The sequence below is a fragment of the Aquabacterium sp. genome, from assembly GCF_050725395.1.
In the GTDB taxonomy this organism is placed as follows: Bacteria; Pseudomonadota; Gammaproteobacteria; order Burkholderiales; family Burkholderiaceae_C; genus Aquabacterium.
The window spans coordinates 1-21,545 of the sequence record NZ_JBOHHL010000027.1 but is presented as its reverse complement, the minus strand read 5'-3'; the positions used below and the strand labels follow the sequence as shown (position 1 = coordinate 21,545).

Below are 21,545 nucleotides of genomic sequence, written 5' to 3'. Positions count from 1 at the left end.
GGTGCTCAGCTTCTGGTTCGGTCCAGCCACCAGCATCCGGACCAGGGGCCCAGGGTGTGGCCGGACACATCGCCAGCCATGAAGAGCGCGCGCTCCACCGGCATGGTCTGGTCGGTGCTGGACAAGCTCACGGTCTGGTCCGACAGGTTGATCGCCATGCGCAACATCAGACCGGCGCCAAAAGTCCAGTGCACGCGCAGTGCCTTGTCCCCGATGCGATCGGCGCGGTGCAAGCCCGTGCACAGGCTGGGCAGGTGCGGCGTGATCCACAATTGCCGCAGGGTCAGCAGCTCTCGGTGGTAGGCAAGCCAACGTTGTCCCTGCGGCCCTGCCCTCGCGGCCCAGTCGAGCTTGCTGCGCAAGAAGGTCTGTTCGTCGCAGGGATCGGGGATCAAGGCCCGCGTCTCGGCATCGGAAAACTGCGGGAACTGCGCGAACTCCTTCCGCCGGCCTTCGGTCACCGCCTGGCGCAACTCGCCGCTCCAATCGCTGAAATACAGGAAGGGCGTGACCGCGCCAGCCTCCTCGCCCATGAACAACATGGGCGGCGGCGGATTCAGCAAGTGCAGCGCAGTGACCAGCCTCAAGGCGGGTTCATCCACCAATTGCGCCAGGCGATCACCCATCGCACGGTTGCCCACCTGGTCATGGTTCTGCAAAAAGTTGACCATGTTGAGCAGCGGTTGAGCGGACGAGGTCCGGCGGCGGGGCTGGGCATGCTCCCAGTTGTGCGGCCCCCCCTGCCACACCAAGCCATCGGTCAGGCTGGTGGCCAACTGCGCGACGGGGTCATCGGTGTACTCGGCATAGTAACCATCGCGTTCGCCGGTGAGCAGCACGTGCAAAGGATGGTGGAAGTCGCCATTCCACTGTCCCTCGAACTTGCGCGGCGTGGCGGGCACGTCAAGGCGCGAAGCGTCGTTGCTGTCGTTCTCCAGCACCAGGTGCACATGCCGGCCTGGGAAGCGCTGGCGGACACGGGCCGACAAGGCCTCCATGATGTCCGGCCGCGAGTCGTCCAGCATGGCGTGGACCGCGTCGAAGCGCAGGCCGTCGAAGCGGTATTCGTCCAGCCAGTACAGGGCGTTGTCGATGAAGAACTCGCGCACCGTGGCGCTGCCAGGGCCATCGAAATTGACGGCCGCCCCCCAGGCGGTGTGGTGCTTGTCCGAAAAGAAAGCCGGGGCATAACGCGGCAAGTAGTTGCCATCGGGGCCGAAGTGGTTGTAGACCACGTCCAGCATCACCATCAGTCCCAGGCCATGGGCCGCGTCGATGAAGCGCTTCAAGTCCTCGGGCGAGCCGTGGCTGCATTGCGGCGCGAAAGGCAGCACGCCGTCATAGCCCCAGCCAAAACGGCCAGGGTAACTGGCCTGGGGCATCAGCTGGATGGCGGTGATGCCCAGCGTGGCCAATTCAGGCAGGTGCGCCTGTGCGGCGGCGTAGGTGCCTTGGGGCGTGAAGGCGCCCACGTGCATTTCATACATCACGGCTTCATGCCAAGGCAGCCCTCGCCAGGACTCGCCGTGCCGCCATTCAAAAGCCCGGGGATCGATGACTTCGCTGAAGTCGTGCACACCGTCCGGGTTGCTGCGCGAAGCCGGGTCGGGCACGTCCAGTTCGCCATCGATGCGCCAGCGGTAGCGGGTGCCAGGCACCGCTTCGGGCACGAACAACTGGTACCAATCCTTGGCAGAGGGCTCTTCGTCGCCGTCGCCGGCATCGCCGTGGACCTCGATGAAACGCTCGCCTTCGGCCACCTGGATTTTCAACACCAGTTCTACGCGCCTCGCGCCGGGTGCCCAGAGGCGGAAGTCAACCCCGCCGTTTTCGCGCACCTGGGCGCCAAAGCGCATGGCATGGGCGTGTCTGCTGCTCATCCTGGGTCCTGCGTGAACACCACCATCGATCGGGCGGCCAAGGGGTAGACATCGCCGGCTCGCCAAGCTTGCTGGTCGGGCTGGCCATTGTCATGGCTGGTGTCGAAGCGCGCGGTCCACTCCTTCTGCTCGTAATGCGATGGCAGGGTGAAGGGCACATCCTCGTGGTGGCCGTTGATCAGCATCAACAGGGTCTCGGCATTGGCGCGTCGGCCATGTTCGTCGAATTCACCGGTGTGCCGGCCGCAGAACATGGAGGCCACGGTGCGGGCCTCTGGCTGCTCCCAGGCTTCTTGCGTCATCTCCTTGCCATCGGCGTCGAACCAGGTGACGTCGCGGTGGCCGTCTTCGTCGATGTGGCCATCCAGGAAGTCGGTGCGGCGCAAACCGGGCTGGGCCTTTCGGAACTCGATCAGACGCTGCACATAGGCCAGCAGGCCTTGCTGTTCTTCCGAGAGGTTCCAATCGAACCAGCTGATTTCGCTGTCCTGGCAATAGCCATTGTTGTTGCCGCCTTGCGTGCGCCCGACCTCGTCTCCTCCCAACAGCAGTGGCGTGCCTTGCGACAAGAACAAGGTCGTGAGCAGGTTGCGTTGCTGCTGCAGGCGCAAGGCCTTGATGGCCGCGTCGTCGGTTTCGCCCTCGGCGCCACAATTCCAACTGCGGTTGTGGCTTTCGCCATCGCGGTTGTCCTCGTGGTTGGCCTCGTTGTGCTTGTCGTTGTAGCTGACCAGGTCGCGCAAGGTGAAACCATCGTGCACGGTGATGAGGTTGACACTGTCGGTCGGACAACGGCCACGGTGCTCGTACAGGTCGCTGGAGCCGCACATGCGGCGAGACAGCTCCGCCACGGTGTGCTCCTGGCCGCGCCAGAAGTCGCGCACGGCATCGCGGTAGAGGCCGTTCCACTCGACCCAGCCTGGCGGGAACCCCCCCACCTGGTAGCCGTTGTCACCCAGGTCCCAAGGCTCGGCGATCAGCTTGACCCGCGACAACACCGGATCCTGCGCCAGGGTCGCGAAAAAGCTGCTGTGGTGGTCAAACGCAGAGGCGCTGCGGCCCAGGGTGGTGGCCAGGTCGAAGCGGAAACCGTCCACGTGCATCTGCGTGACCCAGTAGCGCAGACTGTCCATGATCAGCCGCAACACCACGGGGTGGTGGCTGTTGAGGGTGTTGCCGGTGCCGGTGTAGTCGACGTAGTACTGGGGGTCCTCCGGGCTGAGGCGGTAATAGGTGGCGTTGTCGATGCCCTTGAAGCACAAGGTCGGGCCCAGGTGGTTGCCCTCGGCCGTGTGGTTGTAGACCACGTCCAGGATCACCTCCAAGCCAGCCGCGTGCAGGTCCTTCACCATCTGCTTGAACTCGTTGACCGAGCCCGAGGCGCTGTACCGCATCTCGGGCGCGAAGAAGCCGATGGTGTTGTAGCCCCAGTAATTGCGCAGGCCTTCTTCAACCAGCCGCTGGTCATCGATGAAGGCATGCACCGGCAACAGCTCGACCGAGGTCACGCCCAGCTTCTTGAGGTGCTCCAGCACGGCAGGCTGGCCCAAACCGGCGTAGGTGCCGCGCTTGTCTTCGGGTACCTCGGGATGCCGTTGCGTCAGGCCCTTGACGTGCACTTCGTAGAAGATGGTGTCGCGCCATGGCACCTGCGGCGGCCGGTCATCACCCCAGTCGAAGGCGTCGTCCACCACCTGGGATTTGGGCATGCCCGGGGCGCTGTCATCGTTGTTCTGCGCCAGGTCTTCATCCACCGCGTCCAGCTCATAGTCGTAGTGGGCTGGCGACCAATTCACTGACCCGACAATGGCTTTGGCATAGGGGTCGATGAGCAGCTTGCTGGGGTTGAAGCGCTGCCCCTCCTCGGGCCGGTGGGGCCCATGCACACGGTAACCGTAGAGCGACCCGGCGGGGCAACCCCGGACATAGCCATGCCAGACATGGTGCAGCTTGCGGGTCAACTCAAAGCGGCGTATCTCTCGACCATCGGGCGCATGAAAGCACAACTCCACCCTGTCGGCCCCGCTCGAGTAAAGCGCGAAGTTGACACCGGTGCCATCGAAAGTCGCGCCCAAAGGAAAAGCCTGCCCGGCTTCAAAATGCCATGACCGAGCGTCTTCCTCCGCTGCCGAGGGGTTTTCTCCCAGAGGTTTTTTTTTCATTGCTGTTCAATCAAGCGTGTCGGCTGGTGACATCGCGCTCCACGGGCACAGCGCCCGAGAAATAGCCTCTGGGCACCACCACCACCCCGCCTTCACTCACGTGGAAACGTTGACGGTCTTTCGCCAGGTCATGACCGATGGTCTCGCCAGGAGGGATGTGGTTGTTCTGATCGATGATGGCATTCTTGATGCGCGCCCCCGCGCAGATCACGGAACGCTCCATCACGATGCAATGCTCCAATTGGGCATCGGGCTCCACGATGACGGAGCGGCGCAACATCGCATGGTCCAGGCGGGCACCATTGATGACACTGCCCGAACCCACCACCGAACGGTTGATCATGCCGCTCTCGATTTGCGCCGACTCGGCCGAGTCATTGCACGAGTAGATGGGCCATTGCGGATTGCTCATGCGGAATTTGGGCTTGGCGCCGAGGGTGTCGAAGTGGGCGTCGAAGTAGGCGTCCACCGTGCCCACGTCACGCCAATAGCCTGGCTCTTCATAAGGCTGGGTACCTGGGATCTTGTTGGTGGCGAAGTCATAGGCCACCAGCTTGTGCGTCTTCATCATGCGCGGCAGGATGTCCTTGCCGAAATCGCTTTCACCGGCTTCCTTGGCGCGCTTGAGTTCGCGCAGCAGCACGTCCGCCTTGAAGATGTAGTTGCCCATCGAGGCCAGCGCATGGCCGGGCCGCCCAGGCATGGGCTTGGCCGTCGGCGGTTTCTCGATGAAATCCACCACGCGGTGCTCGCCGTCGATCTCGACAATGCCGAAAGACGGCGTCTGCTCCAACGGCACGGGCAAGGTCGCGATGCTCACGTCCGCGTTGGATTGCAGGTGGAACTCGATCATCTGGCGCACATCCATGCGGTAGATGTGGTCGGCGCCGAACACCGCCACCAGGTCGGGCTGGGCGCTTTCGATCAGGTGGATGTTTTGCGAGACCGCGTCGGCCGTGCCCTGGAACCACTCCTTGCCATGCTGCATCTGAGGCGGCACGACGGTGATGAAATGGTTGGGGATGAAACGGCTCATGGTCCAGGACTGGCGCACGTGCTCGATCAGCGATTGAGACTTGTACTGCACCAACAGGTAGATCGAATAGATTTCCGAGTTGACCAGGTTGCTGAGCACAAAGTCGACAATGCGGTGCTTGCCATTGAAAGGCACCGAGGGCTTGCAACGGTCCGCCGTGAGGGAGTGGAGGCGTGTGCCCTCACCGCCTGCCATGACGAAGGCCAGCACATTCTTACCGGCGATCATGGCGGCCTCCTTGAGCGAGGGTCGGGTCGCCGTGGCGGGCGTGGCGCGCAACGATTGCATTCATGGCCGGGTCCTTGGAGAAGATCAATGCCTTCTCATGGCAATCGGCGTGCCCATGCCCTCATCGCTTCAAACCTGGAAACCGAGGCATTTCGCCATGTAAACCATGCGCAAGCACCTGTAAAAGCTGCGGCTGCCTTTGGCCCTGTAGAGGCCTCGTTAAACGGCCTGTTGAACGACGCAGCGGTCGCGGCCGGCGCTCTTGGCCGCGTACACGGCATCGTCTGCGGCGGCCAGCAAATCCCGGGCGGGGCCCGCGACGGTGCTCGAACAGGCCACGCCGATGCTGATGGTGACCCGGCTGTCGGTCTGCGAGTAATGGTGCTCGATATCGGCATCGCGCACCGTGGCGCACACCTGTTCGGCCACCCGAGCCGCCTGCACCGCGGGCAGACCAGGCAGGATGATGGCGAATTCCTCACCACCCAGGCGTGCGCTGAAGCCCCAGTGGTCCCTGGCGGCCTGCGCCAACACCTCGGCGATCCTTTGCAGGCAACGGTCACCTTCCGCGTGCCCATAACCATCGTTGAACAGCTTGAAGTGATCGACATCGATGATGAGCAGGGACACGCCCCGGCCGTCGGTCCGAGCCTGAGACCACACGCGCGCGAAGTCGGCCTCGAAGCGACGGCGGTTGGACAGGCCCGTCAGCGGATCCTTCATCGACAGCTCGTGCAGCCGGCGCGTGGCTGCGGTGAGCGCTGCGCGGTCCAACCGCTCCATCTCGCTCAACAGCCATTGGCGGCGCGCGCCACGCTCCAGGGTGTACGCGGCCACCAGGGTGAACAAGCTGGCCGTGGTCACGATGAACAAGGTGTCTCGGTAGACCAGCCATTGCTCGTCATCGCCCGGGTTCAAAAACACCGCGGCGGCGCCCAGGGTGGCCATCACCGTCGCCAGGGTGCAAAGCACCGATTGCCGGCCCACCACGCCCGAGAACAAGGGCAGGAACAACAGCGAGGTGAGGAAACTGTATGACGTGACTTGTGTGCTGTGCGAGACGATGTAGACCGCCACCACGGCGGCCACGCAAATGCCCTCGGCGTAGAGCATCTCGCGCAGCCAACCGGGCAGCGGCGTGAGCAGCAAGGGACTCAGGCAGGCCAGGATCCCGCTCACCTTCAACATGGTGAACACGACATCGTCGGGCACATCGGAGAACATGGCCCGGCTGTGCAGCGCGTACACATTGATGCACAGCAAGCCCAGCCATGCCATGAAGAACAGGTGCCGGCGGCGCGAGGGTGCCCGCTGACACTGGTATTCCGCCTCGATGGCCGGCGGAAAGCGCTGGAACGGGTAGCCTTCGTTGAGCACCCGCTCCAGACCGTTGCTGCGAAAGACCGGGGCCGCCACAGGATCCGGCACCGCCATGGGCGTGGTCTCGCCCGTGGTGTCACCCACGAGCGCGCGGTCCCGGCCAGCGGCCTTGGCCTGGTACAAGGCCCGGTCCGCGCTGCCCAGCAAATCCGGCGGGGCCGAAACGCTGGCCAGGCTGGCACTGGCCACCCCCACGCTCACGGTCACGTGCTCGGCGACCTGTGAAGCCCGGTGTTCGATGCCCAGTTCGCGGATGGCCTGGCACACGCCTTCGGCCACCGCCAGGGCCTCGTCCGCCGACCGGCCTGGCAACAACACCGCGAACTCTTCGCCGCCCAGGCGCGCGGCCAATCCCTGCTCGCGTTGGGCGGCCTCTTCCAGCACCGCCGCGATGCGCTCCAGACAGGCGTCGCCGGCCGGGTGCCCATGGGTGTCGTTGTAAAGCTTGAACTGGTCCACGTCGACCATCAGCGCCGCCAGCGGCTGGGCCCCCGCACGAGCGTTCCTCCAGGCCGCCTGCAAGGCCCCATCGAAGTGGCGGCGGTTGTACAAGCCCGTCAGGGGATCGCGTTGCGACAGCAAACGCAGGCGCTCGCTCGTGTCGACCAGCGCGGTCCGCCGCTTGGCATCCAACTGGCGCAGCAGCCAGGCCCGCCTTTCACCATATTCGAAGGCATAGTTGGGCACCAGCGTGTACGCGAACGCCACCACCATCAACTTGATGTTCTGGTCAACGATCAGCTCTTGCAAAGGTGTGCTGGCTTTCACCAGCGCCACATAGGCCACGACCGTGAAGCCCGCACCGGCAAAGGTCCACCAGAAGCGCTGGCGTGCTGCCAAGCCCGCGTACATCACCACCAACACCAGGCATTGCGTGTGCGTGAAGGCGGTGGTCACGTTGGAGATCATGCCCACCAGCACCAGCGCGAAGTTCACGGCCAGGGTATTGGCCATGGTCAGCGCTTCGAAATGCCAGCTCTTGCGAAGGGTTCTGGGAAAAAGGAAAGAGGCCCCCACGCTGCCCACCATGAGCAGCATGATCAGCAGGCGCGCCTGTTCATGCAGCTCGGCCATGTCTGGCAACAAGCGGTCACCGTTCATCGAACCGATCCAGAACGCCGGGATGCCCACCAAGGTGCACGCCAACAACATCAGGCGCCGTGAACTGGCGGTTTCAGCCTGGAAGGCGGTTTCCAGCACCGGCGGGAACACCAGCCAGCGGTGGCCTTTGGCCACCACCGCCTCGACCGAACCGGGGTCGGCGCGCGCGGTGCTCACGGGCTTCGGCTTGGCTGGCTTGCCCGCACTGCCCGCACCACCCCACCCCGACTCGGGCCACGCCAAGGCGGAGTCCATGAAGTCGGTCGCGACATCGGCATGCCCGGGGGGGCGGTCCCGATTGCGTCGATCGGAAAAGTTGAAGTTGCGCATCAAGTGGTAGGCCTGGCTGCTTGCGCTTGCGCCGACAACAACTCACTTCCCCACAGCGCAACTGGAGCCGGGAGACTATCAGACCTGGTTTATCCGGAAACAACAGCCGAGCACCCCCTCGAACAGGGGGTTTTGAAGATCCTCAGGCTTTGGGCGCCGCGGTGGGCCGGGTATCCACGGGCCAGCACAAGGCCGACGTCAAAAGCGCCAGCGTCACGTGGACCAGGTAGACCGGCTTGAAATCGGCATGCTGGATGCCCCCATGCCCGATCAGCACCACGGTGATGGCCACCCCCAGCACCGAACCGATCTGCCGGGTTGCCTGGTTCACCGCGCTGCCCACGGCGTAATGTTGGGCCGGCAGCTTGTTGACCGCCGCCGCTGACAGGGATGGCAGCACCATGCCCACACCGATGCCACTGAGCAGCAGGCCAGGCAGCCAGTCGCGCAGGTAATTCACCTCGGCGCCCGGCACCAGCAAGAACCACAGGCCGCTGGCCGCGTAGACCAGGCCGCCGCCGACCAGGAAAGGCCGGTGTCCCAGGCGCCCCGCAAGCCGCCCCGTGATGATCGCCACGGGCATCACCAACAAAGGCCCTGGCGTGATCGCCAGGCCAGCACGCGGCAAGGTGTAATGCCACACCCCGGTCATGTAGAAAAAGAAAGCGAAGAACATCATCGAGAAGGCGATGCCGAAAGCCAGCGTGGCCAGGTTCACGCAGCTGTAAGTGCGGTGCCGGAACAGGCCCAGGTCCACCAGCGGCGCCGGCGTGAAGCGCGCCCAGGCGATGAAGCCCACGAAGGCGATCACGCCCGTGGCGAAGGTCACCAGCAGGTCGGTCTGATGCCAGGTGGGCGAATCGATCTGAACGATGCTCAAGGCGATGGTGCCCACGGCCAGGATCAGCAAGCCCACCCCCACGGTGTCCACGCGCCGACGCACGTCCGAACGCGCGGACTCGCTGAGCCGGGCAGCGCCACGCCACAAGGCGATCGCCCCCAGCGGCAGGTTCAAGTAGAAAGCCCACTGCCAGCCCACCGAGTCCACCACGAAAGAGCCAAGGCTGGGGCCCACGGCCGCCGCCAGGGCGCCCACCGCGCCCCACAGGCTGATGGCCACAGCGCGCTTGTCCTGCGGAAACGCGGCCAGCACGATCGACAAGGACGCGGGCGTCAGCAAGGCTGCACCGAGGGCTTGCAGCACCCGAGCGGCGATCAACCAGCCCACGCTGCCGGCCAGGCCACAGGCCGCCGAGGCGGCGAGGAACAGCATCACCCCGAACATGAACACGCGCTTGCGCCCGTGGGCATCGGCCAGCCCACCCGCCGGGATCAGCATGGCGGCGTAGACCACCGTGTAGGCGTTGAGCACCCACGACATTTCGGCGGCGGACGCCTGCGGGAAGGCGGCCCGCAAGGCGCCGAAGGCCGCGAACAGCATCGTGCTGTCCAGCGACACCAGGAACACCGCCACGCTGGCGATCCAGAAGACAGGCCAAGGCGAGGCCGCTGGCGTGGGTGGGTGTGACGGCACCACGTTGAGGTCGGGATGGCTGGCTGCGCGCATGGCGTCTCTCCTGAAAAGGCCGTGCTCAGAAACCGGGCGCGAGCAGGTAGATGCCTGGCTCGGCCGACAGCCCTTGCTTGACCTGCTCGGTGAACTCGTCCGCCCTGACCTCTTCGTCACCGGCTTCCAGGGCATCCAGTGTGCGCGCCACGACCACCTCGGGCGGGGTTTTGGGCGCCTCGAAACCGCGGGTCATGTCCGTGTCGATGAACCCCACGTGCAGGCCCAGAACCTGGGTCTTTTGTTCGCGCAGTTCGTGGCGAAGGCCATTGGTCAGGCCCCAGGCGGCCGTCTTGCTCGCGCTGTACACGCCCAGCAATGGCGAGTTGATCCAGCTCACCACGGACAACACGTTCACGATGCCGCCACCCCCATTGGCCGCCAAGGCCCCCGCGAAGGCCTGGCTGAGCATCAAGGGGCCGAAGAAGTTGGTTTCCAGGTGCGCTCGCGTCGAAGCCAAGCCGTCGGGCGCCAGAAAACCGCCCGTGTTGGCAATGCCGGCGTTGTTGACCAGCAGCGTGACATCCGCGCATTCAGCCGCCACGCGGGCCACGTCGTCGGGGTCGGTGACGTCCAACTTCACAGGGATGACACCCGGCAAAGTGACGGAGGCTGGATCGCGCGCCGCCGCATAAACCTTGCGCGCGCCTCGGGCCAGCGCCGCCTTGGCAAAGGCCAGCCCCAGGCCCCGGTTGGCACCCGTGATGAAAACCACTGCGTTGTCGAGCTTCATGTCATGTCCTTTACGGTATTTATATGATGATCATCATATTTTTAAGGTAAAAAAAAGCCATCGTTCCGGATGGCGAGTCTGGTGATGAATCAGCCGGTCTGGTCGTACTGAGAAAGCAGGCTCTGGCGATTGGCCTTCAACAGGGCTTTGCCTTGCGCGTTGTCGCCCAAGGCGCGCGCCAGTTGCAGGGCGCCCACCATGGTGCTGGCAATGACCGGGGCCATGTCGGCGGACGTGCTGGCGGGCAAGGCCTTCTTCACGAGTTTGACCATGCCTTGCACCCGCTTGGCGGAGGCCTCGCGCACCTCGGGCGCCTGGCGCGGCATTTCGGAACACAAGGCGGCCACGGGACAACCGTGTTCTGTGCTGGCCAGGTGGACGTCCGACAAATAGGACTCGACCAAGGCCCGGAACTCGCTCGCACCTTTGGCCTGGCGTTCGACCATGCGCTGCGCGATGACGGCGGATCCGTCCTGCCCGGCACGTTCAATGGCCTCAACCAGCAAGGCATCCCGAGAAGCGAAATGGGCGTAAAAGCCCCCATGCGTCAGGCCGGCTTCTTTCATGATATCGGCCACGCCCACGCCCTGGTAACCCGCACGGCGGATGGCCCGCGCGGCGGTTTCGACGATGCGGTCGTGCGTGATCTCGCGGCGGCTTGGGCTTGGTTTGGCGTCCATGGTTTCATGCTAACACAATTTTATGATGACCATCATATTAATGACATCTCCTTAATGCCCGGCCAGACGCTCGACGTAAGCGCGGATGTCTTCGGGGCAGGCCAGTGCCAACTCGGACAAGCGGGCGGTGTCGCCAGCGAACAATGCTCGGCTGGCTCTTCAAACTGGGGCAGATTGCCAGCCAGGGCCGACATCGCCCGGTAAGCAACTTCCCGGGACTGCCGCAGGCCAAGCCAGAGGCCAACAGGCGCTGGCCCAAAAAGGCCGTGGCCGTGGTGTTTGAGGTGTGTTCCATGCATTAATATTACCCGGATTAAATTTGCACCATCAATTACACCCGGGTAAATTTCATGCCATCCTCGGCTTCACATGCGGGGGTGGAAGCCTTGTTCTTCGATGGCCATGAACACCGCCTTCTCGGGCTGGGTGGTCACCACATCGACAAAGCCTTGCTGGAGGTCGAACTGCACGAGGGCGGTCGGGTCCAGCTTCTGGATGGCCTGGGTCAGGCGCTCCACACACTGGGGCCCGGCCAGGTCCCTCACGTTGACGTGTATTCCGGATCCGATGGTCATGTCTGTCTCCTAGCTGGTCAGTGAACAGGGTGGACGTGCCTTTTCCTTGTCGGGCATTCCTGGGCCAGCGTCAAGGCAAGGCCTCACCGGGGTGCGGGCGATATCATCGTCGGGCGTCGGCCACCAGGGAGTCGGCACGAATGGAATGGGAACGTCAAAATGTCTTACATGTTGCTGATCGTGGAGCCTGTCGACCAAAGGCTCGCCCGCACAGACGCGGAAGGTCGCGAGGCTTATGCCAGCATGGTGCGTTTCGGGGCCGACCTCAAAGAGCGCGGGCTGCTGCTGGCCAGCGAATCCCTGCAGTCGCAGCACCATGCTGCGAGGGTGGAGGTGCGTGGTGGACAGAAACGCATCATCGATGGTCCTTTCGCCGAGGCCAAGGAAATGATCGGCGGCTTCTTCCTGCTGTCCTGCCAGACGCGGGACGAGGCGCTGGCCATTGCCCAGCAGTGCCCAGCCGCCGAGTGGTGCACGGTGGAAGTGCGCGCCGTCGCGCCTTGCTACGAGACCTGAGCACCGACTTTTTTTGAGCCGCGTGTCGAAACCGCGCCGTTTGCTTCGTCGTGTTGATGAAGGCCTTGTGCCAGGCCCATCTACAACAGGAGCACGTCATGCGATTCATGATCATTGTCAAAGCGTCGCCGAAATCAGAGGCTGGGGTCATGCCCGAAGAAGCGCTCATCGCCTCGATGGCGGATTTTCACGAACAACTGGCCAAGGCCGGCGTGCTGCTGGACGCTTCCGGGCTGCAACCCACCGCCAAGGGCTGGCGCATCCGCCATGGCGCGGACGGCCAACGCACGGTGGTGGATGGCCCCTTCACCGAAAGCAAGGAACTGGTGGCCGGCTACACCCTCATCCAGGTCCGTTCGCGCGAAGAAGCGCTGGCGTGGACTCAGCGTTTCCCTGCACCCATGGGCGAAGGCGAAGCGGCCGAGGTCGAAGTGCGCCAGTTGTATGAACTGGACGACTTCAAGCCCGGGGACGCCGTCGACCGTTTTCGCGAACTGAGCATCAAGCACTGAGGAGCCCGACATGGTCAAGACCATTCTCATCGTGGCGGGTGTGGGGCTGGCGGCGCTGCTGTCTTATGCTGCCACCCAACCCGACACTTTCACGGTTCAGCGCAGCGCCAGCATCAAAACGTCCAGCAACAAGCTGCACGCCTTGATCAACGACCTGCACCAGTTCAACACCTGGAACCCCTACAACCTGAAGGACCCCAACATCAAGGGCTTCTACCGCGGGCCGGTGTCGGGCCCCGGCGCGCACTACGACTTCGAGGGCAACAAGGACGTCGGCAAGGGCAGCATCGAGATCACGGCGTCCGCCGCCGACAAGGTGTCGATGCGGCTGGACATGATCGAGCCCTTCGAAGGCCACAACCAGGTCGAGTTCAGGCTCGCGCCAAGCGCCGAGGGCACCCAGGTGACCTGGGCCATGCAGGGCGCCGCGCCCTTCATGTACAAGCTGGTGGGCCTCTTCATCGACATGGACCACATGATCGGCCGGGACTTCGAGACCGGCCTTGCCAACCTGAAAACCAAAGCGGAGCCCACACCATGAGCCGACAAATCTTCGTCAACTTGCCTGTCCGTGACTTGGACAAGACCAAGGCGTTTTTCAGCCACCTGGGTTTCAGCTTCAACCAGCAGTTCACCAACGAACAGGCCGCCTGCATGGTCATCTCGGAAGACCACAGCTACGTGATGCTGCTGGTCGAGGATTTCTTCAAGACCTTCATCAAGAAGACCCTGGTCGATGCCCGTCAAAGCACCGAGGTCCTGATGTGCCTGTCCTGCGACAGCCGGGCCGAGGTCGACGCCTTCGTGGCCAAGGCCATCGCCGCCGGTGGCAAGGCGTCCAAGGAGGCGAAGGACCACGGCTTCATGTACGAACACGGCTTCGAAGACCTGGACGGCCACCTCTGGGAGGTGATGCACATGGACCTGAGCGCCGCGCCGCCCCAGTTCTGATGGCGCTGACCACGACGCACCATGCCATCGAGGCCGTTTGGCGCATCGAATCGGCCAAGATCATCGCGGGCGTCGCACGCATGGTGCGCGACATTGGCGTGGCCGAGGAATTGGCGCAGGACGCACTGGTCACCGCCCTGGAGCAATGGCCTGGGACCGGCGTGCCGGACAACCCTGGGGCCTGGCTCATGACCACGGCGAAGAACCGCGCCCTGGACCGCCTGCGACGCGCCAAGATGATCGAGGGCAAGCTGCAGGAGCTGGGCCACGACCTCGAAGCGCAGGAGGCCTTGATCGTGCCCGATTTCGTCGATGCACTTGACGCCGCTCGGTCCGACGAGATCGGCGACGACCTTTTGAGGTTGATCTTCACCGCTTGCCATCCTCTGCTGTCGACGGAGGCGCGTGCGGCCTTGACCCTGAAGTTGCTGGGTGGGCTGACCACCGAGGAAATCGCCCGCGCCTTCCTGGCTTCCGAGACCACGATCGCCCAGCGCATCGTGCGTGCCAAGCGCACCCTGACAGCGGCCAAGGTGCCTTTCGAGGTGCCGCGCGGGGAGGAACTGGCCCAGCGCCTGGCTTCGGTGCTGGAGGTGGTCTACCTGATCTTCAACGAGGGCTACACCGCCACCAGCGGCGAAGACTGGATGCGCCCTGCCCTGTGCGATGAAGCCTTGCGGCTGGGCCGCATGCTGGCCGAGCTGGCCCCCCAGGAAGCCGAAGCACATGGCTTGATCGCCTTGATGGAGTTGCAAGCGTCCCGGGCCGCCGCGCGGGTCGATGCCGCTGGCAAGCCCGTCCTGCTGCTGGACCAGGACCGCGCCCGCTGGGATCACCTGTTGATCCGGCGCGGGCTGACGGCACTGGGCCGCGCCGAAGCGCTGGCCCAATCAACCGGCCAAGCGCTGGGCCCCTATGCCCTGCAGGCCTCGATCGCGGCTTGCCACGGCCGGGCCCGCACGGGCGGGGAAACCGATTGGGCGCGCATCGCTGCCCTGTACGACGCCCTGGCTCAAGCCATGCCCTCCCCCGTGGTCGAGCTGAACCGGGCCGTGGCGGTGGGCATGGCCTTCGGGCCCGCGGCTGGGCTGCAGATCGTGGACGAGTTGCGCCAGGTGCCCTCGCTGCAAGGCTATCAGTGGTTGCCCAGCGTGCGCGGTGATCTGCTGGCCAAACTGGGCCGGATGGACGAAGCCCGCACCGAGTTCCAGCGCGCGGCCGAACTGGCCGGCAATGCACGCGAGCGAGAACTTCTGCTGGAAAGGGCCCGGGGGCTGGCTTAAACCGGCCCCTGGCCGTTCGCCAAGGCCTGCGCCCTGTCGGCAAAGGCAGCGCGCACCGCCGACCCCACGTGATTGGCCTGGGCCAGGCGTCCGCCTTCGCCATGGCCATGGTCCCCGCGCGAGCTCAGCAACAGCAATCGCTTGCCGGTTGGCGATGGCGGCCGCGCCGGCTTGACGCCCGCCCCGCGCACCTCGAACCTCACTTCGGCCATGGTCTGGCCTTGCGGGTCGACCAGCGCCAGGTGGTGCCGGCCTGGCCACATCGGCCAGCGCATGGACTTTGCCGGCCCCAGGCGTTTGCCGTCCAGGCGCCAGCTCCAGCGCGGCGACACGCCCGGGGCCACGCTCAAGACCAGCTTCTGGGAACCAGGCGGGATGTCGGGGTCGAGAGCCACCGTGGTGCCGTCGGCCGGCGCGGTGATGAGCGAGCGGGCCACCCCCGCCAGGCTGGCCAGTTCGATGCGGCTTTGCTCGGTGCCGGCCAGGAACCATTCCTGGCGCGCAGGTTCCAGTTGCCGCTCAAAGGTCACGGGCGTGAGGGCCACATTGGCAGGATGGCTGGCTGGGAATGACGGCAAATCGCGCGCGCCCTTCTGAAGTTCATCCATCACCGCCCGCCACACCGGGGCCGCGCCGCTCACGCCCGAGACATCCCACATCGGTTCGCCACTGGCATTGCCCACCCAGACGCCGACGGTGTAGCGTTTGGAGAAACCCATGCACCAGTTGTCGCGCATGTCCTTGCTGGTACCGGTCTTGGCGGCCACCCAGTAACGCGCGGCCAAGGCGTTGTCCAGGCCGAAGGTGGGCACGCGGGCTTCGCGGTCGGCCAGGATATCGCTGACGATGAAGCTGGCGCCGGGGTCCATCACCGTTCGCGGGTTGCCGCGTGGGTCGGTGGCTTTCAACCGCAAGGGTGTGTGCACGCCGCCATTGGCCAGAGCACGGTAGGCGTTGCCCAGGTCCGCCAGCGTGACTTCGGCCGAGCCCAGGGCCAGGCTGTAGCCATAGTAGTCACCATTGCGCTTGAGCGGCAAGCCCAGTGCTTTGAGGCGTTGCGCAAAACGTTCGGGCGTGACCATGACCAGGGTGCGCACGGCCGGCACGTTGAGCGACGCGGCCAGCGCGGTGCGCACCGACACCGGGCCTTTGAAATGCCGATCGTAGTTCTGCGGGATGTAGAGGCCGCCGGGCGTGGACAAGTCCACCGGCGAGTCGTGCAGGATGGAGGCGGCCGTCATCCAGCGTTGCTCCAGGGCCATCTCGTACAGAAAAGGCTTGAGTGTCGAGCCGGCTTGGCGCAAGGCCATGACGCCATCGACCTCGGCCGCTTGCGACAAGCCGCCGCCGCTGGAGCCGACCCAGGCCAACACGTCGCCCGAGTCATTGTCGATGACGATGACGGCGCCGTCTTCGACATGGCGGCCACGCAGTTCGGCCAGGTGCTGGCGCAGGGTGTCGCGGGTGAAGCGCTGCAGCTTGGCGTCGAGGGTGCTTTTGATGGTGATGGGCTGGCTGGATTTGGCAGGCCCGTTCGGCGCCAACAAGCGGCGGGCCAGGTGCGGCGCGATCTGCAGGTCGGCATCCAGCCGGTCGGTGGGCCGGCTGGCCAGCACTTGCGCCGTGTAGGTGGACAGGAAAACACATTCTTTGGCGCGGCCTTGCACGGTGAGGATGCCGCAGGCGCGGCTGGCCACGGCCACGGGCTTGGCGTTGGGGGCGCGCACCAGGGCAGCGGCGATGGCAGCTTCTTGCGCGTTCAGGCCGCTGGGGTATTTCTGGAACAGCCTGGCCGACATGGCACCAATGCCGACCAGCTCGCCTTTGAAAGCCACGAGGTTGACGTAAGCCTCCAGGATCTGGTCCTTGCGCCATTGGCGTTCCAGCTGCCAGGCGGTGCGCACCTGTCCGACCTTCGCAACCACCGAGCGGCCACCGCGCGTGACCAGGTCATCGTCCAGCAGGCCGGCCAGCTGCATGGTCACGGTCGAGGCGCCGCGCGTGCGCGTGTTCCACAAGTTCGCCCACGCCGCAGCACCGACCGAAGACCAGTCCACGCCACCGTGTTCGTAGAAGCGTTTGTCTTCCGAGAACAGCAAGGCCTGGCGGAAGGCGGGCGACACCTGCGTCAAGGGCACCCAGTCGGCGCGGCGCGCACGGGTGTCGGCGCGCAGTTGCTGCACAGTCACGCCATGGCGGTCCAGCAGCACGGCGTCCGACGAGCGGTACTGCGCCTTGACCTGCTCGAAGCTGGGCAAGGCGAATGCGGCCGTGCAGGCCATGGCCCCAGCCGACAGCACCATCCGTGAACGCCAGGTGCTCGTCATGGCGTCAGGGCACCACCGCCACGGGCGCGTTGGGGAACTCGCCAAACATCTCGGGCGCGTACATGGCCTCGACCCGCGTCTGCGGCAGGCCGAAGGTGCCCGGATTGTTGAGGCGCACGGTGTATTCCAGCACCAGCGGGCCCTTGGGCAGGTAGCGGTAGTAGGAGCGAAAGGCCTCGAAGCTGCGCTCCTGGTAGGCCAGCCAGCCACGGCTGTCCTGCCGCTCGTCGGTGGTGGCCATGGCATCGTCGCGGCCCAGGCCCGAGCCCAGCAAGGTCGAGCCGCCGGGGATGGGGTCGTTGACCACCACCCAGGTCATGTCGGCCTGCGCGTCGATCTCCAGGTGCACGCGCAGCACGTCGCCCCGGCTGTACTGGCCCTTCACCTTTTGCTCCACGGGCGTGATGGTCTTGGTGATGCGGTAACCGCTGCTGAAAGGCGTGGTCACGCGGATGGCGGCCTTGCTGGTGAAAGTGAGCCAGGGCTTGCCGGTGCCTTCGTGCGTGACCTTGACGTTGCTGCCTGCAGGGTTTGACGCGCTGCTGGCCACGGCCTTGGGCCAGCCCAGCGCCACCTTGCCGCCGTTGGGCGACTGGTTCCACGAGAAGCTTTGCGGCGCCGGGCCAGGCTCGAAGCCGACCTTCGAAGTGCCCGTGACCGGATCGCGCTCGAAACGTTTCGAGAACGCCTCGATGGCGACCGAGCCCCAGGCGTTCGACACGGTGGTCGACCAACGGCCACGCTGCTGGCGTTGCAAGGTGCCGGTGACCAGGCGCGGCATGTCGTCTTTCCAGGCAGGCTTGGGCAAGGTCGCCAGGATCATGCGCACGCTGTTGACGTCGCCATTGGCCATCAGCCACCACCAGCTGTCGTCGCGCTCTGTGGAAAAACCAAGTCGTGTGCCTTGCACATTCAACCGTGCGCGCAAGATCTGCTCAGCCTCCGCCATGCGCTTGTCGCGCTCGGGGATGTCCTTCACACGGTCGAGGATGGACAGCCAATCGATGACGGCGCTGGTGGGCCACTGGTTGGGCAGGATCTGCACCGAGTCCAGCATGCGCGCTTGCGCCTTGCCGGTGCGTGACAGGGCCTCGATGGCGGCCAGCTTGCGCACGTCCAGGTCGCCGTTCTTCAGAAAGGCCGGCGTCCAGAAGTCGCGCTTGATGCGGCCTTCCACGAACGCCGCCAAGCCACGCTCCATGCGAAGGCGGGTGTCGTCGGGCAAGCTGAAGTCGTAACCCAGCTTGCTGGCCTCATCGCTGATGGCCAGCAGGTAGGCTGTGAGGCTGTCGCTGCCCGTGCGGCCGGCGCTGGCCGAAGGCGGGAAGTAATGCGCCAGGCCGTCGTCGTCCAGGTACAACGGGATGCGCTGGGCCAGGCTGCGCCAGGCGTCCACATCGCGCAGGCCGATGGCGATGGAGGCGCGTTGCTCCAGGCAGTCCCACAGGTAGCGCTCGAAGAAATCGCGCACACCCGGCAGGCCATCGGACAACTTGGGCTTGAAGGCGACTTCGATGCCGCCGCGTGGCACACCTTGCGCGTCGGCCAGGGCCGTGGCGGGCATGCCAATGGGGATGCTGACGCTGCCCTTGTCCAGTTGCATCAAGGTGGCTTGCTGCACGGTCACGGGCACGGCTTCGGCCACCTTTTGAGTGACCTTCATGCGGTCGCGCACGGGGCCTGACTCGGCCGACACCGTCCATTCCTGCTGCTTGACATTGAAGGGCACGGTCACGTCCCAGCCAGCTTCGGCGGCGGCATTCGGTTCGATGCTGACGCGCTGCGGCGTTAAGGTTTCGGGGCCGACCTGCGCCGTGAACGAAACCTGCATGGCCTGTGCCGTCGTGTTGCGCAAGGTGAACATGGCGCGGTAGCGGTCACCCTCCCGCACCAGGGGCGGCACGCCCGACAAGATCTGCAGGTCTTGCGTGGCGGCGATGCTGGCGCGCCCTGTGCCGAACAAACCCGCGTTGGCGCCCTGCACTGCATCCGCGATGACGACGATGCGGAAGGACGTGAGCGAATCGTTCAGGGGCACCTTGACGATCGCCTCACCCTTGGCATCGAGCACCACGCGCGGGTTCCACAACAGCAAGGTGTCGAACAGTTCACGCGTGGGGAACTGCCCGCCCCCGCCCCCCGGTGGCGCGGCCTTCTTGCCGAAGTGGCGCTTGCCGATGATCTGCATCTGCGCGGTGGCGGTCTCCACGCCATAGCCACGGTGGCGCACCATGGCACCCAACAGGTCCCAGCTGTCGTTGGGGCTGAGTTCCAGCAAGGCTTCGTCCACGGCGGCCAAGGCCACTTCGGTGCCGGCGGGCACGGGTTGGCCATTCGGCAGGCTGACTTTCACGCGCACCTGGCTGGTCGCGCGGATCGGGTAACGCGCCTTGTCGGGCTGAACCTCCACCTTCAAGCGGTGCCCCGCTGTGCCCACCTCGATCTCGGCGATGCCGTATTTGAAAGCGGGCTTGGACAGGTCGACCATCGCGGTCGGCGCCTGGTAGTCACGGCCATCGTCGTTGAAGGCCTTCCACCATTCGGTGGGCGAACGCCAGCCCCAAGTGAAGAAGCTGTACCAGGGCACATCGTGCACACGGCCACGCACGGCCAGCACCGACACGAACACATTGGGGCCCCACTCCGCCTTCACTTCCAGCGAGATGGTCGGGTCCTTGCCGTTCAGTTCGACCGTGCGTGTTTCGAGGATGCCGTTGCGCTCGATGGCGACCAGCGCGGTGGCATGGCGGAAGGGGCTGCGCACCTGGAACCTGGCCGTCTGGCCCGGCTCGTAGCTGCGCTGCTCGGGGATCACGTCCATGCGGTCCTGGTTGTCACCACCGAACCAGAGTTCGCCCTGGCGCGTCACCCACACCGAAGCGGCCGAGCGCGCGGTGTTGCCGGCCGCGTCATTGGCCTGCGCGATCAGCTCGATCTCGCCAGCAGACTTCAGCGTGCCTTCGCACAGCACCAGTCCGCGCGCATCGCTGGTGCCGCTGCACACCTGGCCCAGGTCCTCGTCGGCATTCTGGTTGTCGTAAGCGTAGAAGCCACCGACCAATCGCTTGCGGGTGGAGTTGGTGCGGTGCGCCACGGCGCGCACGCTGACGCTCACGCCCGCCTTGGGCTGGCCACTGGTGTCCAGCACCACCACCTGCGTGGCCACCTTTTGCTTGACCGACACCCATTCCTCGGTGCGCACGCCCAGCACCAGCCCGGCGGGCCACACGGGCACGGTCTGGCTCAAGGTCTGCACCTCGCCATTCGGGTCGGCGTAGGTGGCCTGCACCAGCATCTCGCGCGGCACCTTGGTGGCCGGCAGCTTGGGCAGCAGCACATGGCCGGCGCCGTTCTTGTCCAGCGTCACGGGCAGCTTGTCGGCCACCAGCTTGGCGCGCTCCTCGCGCGTGTAGACAGACGATTCCTCGTCACCCTCGTCCACATAATCTTCCGAGAAGAAGGACTTGGCATTGGGATCACGCGGCTCGCGCGGCGGGCTGAAACGGAAGCCCGGGTAGCGCTCCGTGCGCAAGGCCGATTCCAGTTGCGCATCGCGCCACTGCGCCGACACACGCACGGGCAAGCCCGCTGCACCACCACCATTGCCGTGGTTGATCTGCAGGCCCAGGCTCACGTCCTTGGGCTGGATCAGCGCCGTCTTGGGCGGGATGATGCGCCCCGTCATCACCGGCAAGCGGAACTCCTCGACGCGGAAGCTGCCCGTGGTCACGCGTTGGCCCGCACTGACCAACTGGAGGTTGTAGACGCCCAGCTTGGCGTCCTCCGGGATGGCAAAGGTCGACTCGGCATGGCGGCCGCGCCAGTTCAAGGCTTGCGAGAACTCCTGGCCCGTGCCTTCGTGCACGATGGTCAGCGTGGGCGGCAAGTCGCGCGGGTCGACCAGGCCCAGGCCTGTCAGCTTTTCAAGCCGCGCGTGGTGCTGCATCGACACGGTTTGACCGGCGCGCAGCAAGGTGCGGTCCAGCACCGAGTGGAAAAGGGTGGACGTGGGCGTGTCCGAGAAATTCGTGTCCACGTGGAAGCGCCAAGACTCGATGCCCTGGTTCCAGGTCGACCACACGAAGGCCATGTCGGCCCGGCCCTGCGCATCAAGCTTGCGGGCGCTGACGAAGTACCCGGTTTCGTTCTCGTTGCGCGAACCGCGCTGGCAGTGGTCCCAGCTCAGGCGAGGCAGTTCCTGCTTGACCATGACCAAGCCCTGCTTGTCGGTGCGGCCCGACCACACCGGCTCGCCCAGGCAATCCGAGATCTGCACCTGCGCCA

At 65.2% G+C, this 21,545-nt stretch carries 16 protein-coding genes; 5 read left to right on the top strand and 11 right to left on the bottom strand.

Annotation, left to right across the window (positions count from 1 at the left end; genetic code table 11):
- Nucleotides 1-5 precede the first annotated feature (5 nt).
- From treZ to ACREB4_RS15530, 9 genes are all read right to left on the bottom strand, one after another.
- The gene (treZ, locus tag ACREB4_RS15570; RefSeq protein ID WP_431589143.1) at nucleotides 6-1,880 is read right to left on the bottom strand and encodes a malto-oligosyltrehalose trehalohydrolase; all 1,875 of its coding nucleotides are present in this window, start codon (nucleotides 1,878-1,880) and stop codon (nucleotides 6-8) included.
- On the bottom strand, nucleotides 1,877-4,042 hold the full coding sequence (gene glgX, locus ACREB4_RS15565; protein WP_431589142.1) for a glycogen debranching protein GlgX: 2,166 nt from the start codon (nucleotides 4,040-4,042) through the stop codon (nucleotides 1,877-1,879). Before glgX ends, treZ begins: the two co-directional genes overlap by 4 nt.
- A gap of 10 nt (nucleotides 4,043-4,052) precedes the next feature.
- The gene (locus tag ACREB4_RS15560) at nucleotides 4,053-5,306 is read right to left on the bottom strand and encodes a glucose-1-phosphate adenylyltransferase (protein WP_431589172.1); all 1,254 of its coding nucleotides are present in this window, start codon (nucleotides 5,304-5,306) and stop codon (nucleotides 4,053-4,055) included.
- A 219-nt stretch (nucleotides 5,307-5,525) separates the two neighbouring features.
- Nucleotides 5,526-8,042, bottom strand: a complete 2,517-nt coding sequence (locus ACREB4_RS15555) for a GGDEF domain-containing protein (RefSeq protein WP_431589141.1) — start codon at nucleotides 8,040-8,042, stop codon at nucleotides 5,526-5,528.
- A gap of 217 nt (nucleotides 8,043-8,259) precedes the next feature.
- Entirely contained in the window at nucleotides 8,260-9,684 is a 1,425-nt protein-coding gene (locus tag ACREB4_RS15550) for an MFS transporter (protein WP_431589140.1), read from the bottom strand.
- A 25-nt stretch (nucleotides 9,685-9,709) separates the two neighbouring features.
- Entirely contained in the window at nucleotides 9,710-10,417 is a 708-nt protein-coding gene (locus tag ACREB4_RS15545) for an SDR family oxidoreductase (protein ID WP_431589139.1), read from the bottom strand.
- 89 nt (nucleotides 10,418-10,506) lie between these two features.
- Nucleotides 10,507-11,097, bottom strand: a complete 591-nt coding sequence (locus ACREB4_RS15540) for a TetR/AcrR family transcriptional regulator (protein WP_431589138.1) — start codon at nucleotides 11,095-11,097, stop codon at nucleotides 10,507-10,509.
- A 51-nt stretch (nucleotides 11,098-11,148) separates the two neighbouring features.
- Nucleotides 11,149-11,241 (bottom strand): hypothetical protein, encoded by a 93-nt coding sequence (locus tag ACREB4_RS15535; protein ID WP_431589137.1) that lies wholly within the window; start codon nucleotides 11,239-11,241, stop codon nucleotides 11,149-11,151.
- Between the two features lie 221 nt (nucleotides 11,242-11,462).
- Nucleotides 11,463-11,672 carry a hypothetical protein gene (locus tag ACREB4_RS15530; protein ID WP_431589136.1) on the bottom strand — a complete coding sequence of 70 codons (210 nt, stop codon included), beginning with the start codon at nucleotides 11,670-11,672 and terminating at the stop codon, nucleotides 11,463-11,465.
- Between the two features lie 159 nt (nucleotides 11,673-11,831).
- Between ACREB4_RS15530 and ACREB4_RS15525 the strand changes: the two genes are divergently transcribed.
- The 5 genes from ACREB4_RS15525 to ACREB4_RS15505 all read left to right on the top strand — a co-directional run bounded on the left by ACREB4_RS15525 (nucleotide 11,832) and on the right by ACREB4_RS15505 (nucleotide 14,934).
- A complete protein-coding gene (locus ACREB4_RS15525; protein ID WP_431589135.1) occupies nucleotides 11,832-12,188 on the top strand; it encodes a YciI family protein in 357 nt (118 codons plus the stop codon).
- A 98-nt stretch (nucleotides 12,189-12,286) separates the two neighbouring features.
- On the top strand, nucleotides 12,287-12,700 hold the full coding sequence (locus tag ACREB4_RS15520) for a YciI family protein (RefSeq protein WP_431589134.1): 414 nt from the start codon (nucleotides 12,287-12,289) through the stop codon (nucleotides 12,698-12,700).
- Between the two features lie 10 nt (nucleotides 12,701-12,710).
- Nucleotides 12,711-13,241 carry an SRPBCC family protein gene (locus ACREB4_RS15515; protein ID WP_431589133.1) on the top strand — a complete coding sequence of 177 codons (531 nt, stop codon included), beginning with the start codon at nucleotides 12,711-12,713 and terminating at the stop codon, nucleotides 13,239-13,241.
- Entirely contained in the window at nucleotides 13,238-13,651 is a 414-nt protein-coding gene (locus ACREB4_RS15510; protein WP_431589132.1) for a VOC family protein, read from the top strand. The genes ACREB4_RS15515 and ACREB4_RS15510 overlap by 4 nt, the downstream gene beginning before the upstream one ends.
- The gene (locus ACREB4_RS15505) at nucleotides 13,651-14,934 is read left to right on the top strand and encodes an RNA polymerase sigma factor (protein WP_431589131.1); all 1,284 of its coding nucleotides are present in this window, start codon (nucleotides 13,651-13,653) and stop codon (nucleotides 14,932-14,934) included. Before ACREB4_RS15510 ends, ACREB4_RS15505 begins: the two co-directional genes overlap by 1 nt.
- Here the strand turns inward: ACREB4_RS15505 and pbpC are convergent.
- Together pbpC and ACREB4_RS15495 are read right to left on the bottom strand one after the other, a co-directional pair.
- Entirely contained in the window at nucleotides 14,931-17,261 is a 2,331-nt protein-coding gene (gene pbpC / locus ACREB4_RS15500) for a penicillin-binding protein 1C (protein WP_431589130.1), read from the bottom strand. The genes ACREB4_RS15505 and pbpC overlap by 4 nt on opposite strands.
- 4 nt (nucleotides 17,262-17,265) lie before the next feature.
- On the bottom strand, nucleotides 17,266-21,545 hold a 4,280-nt coding region (locus ACREB4_RS15495), incomplete at its 5' end, for an MG2 domain-containing protein (protein WP_431589129.1).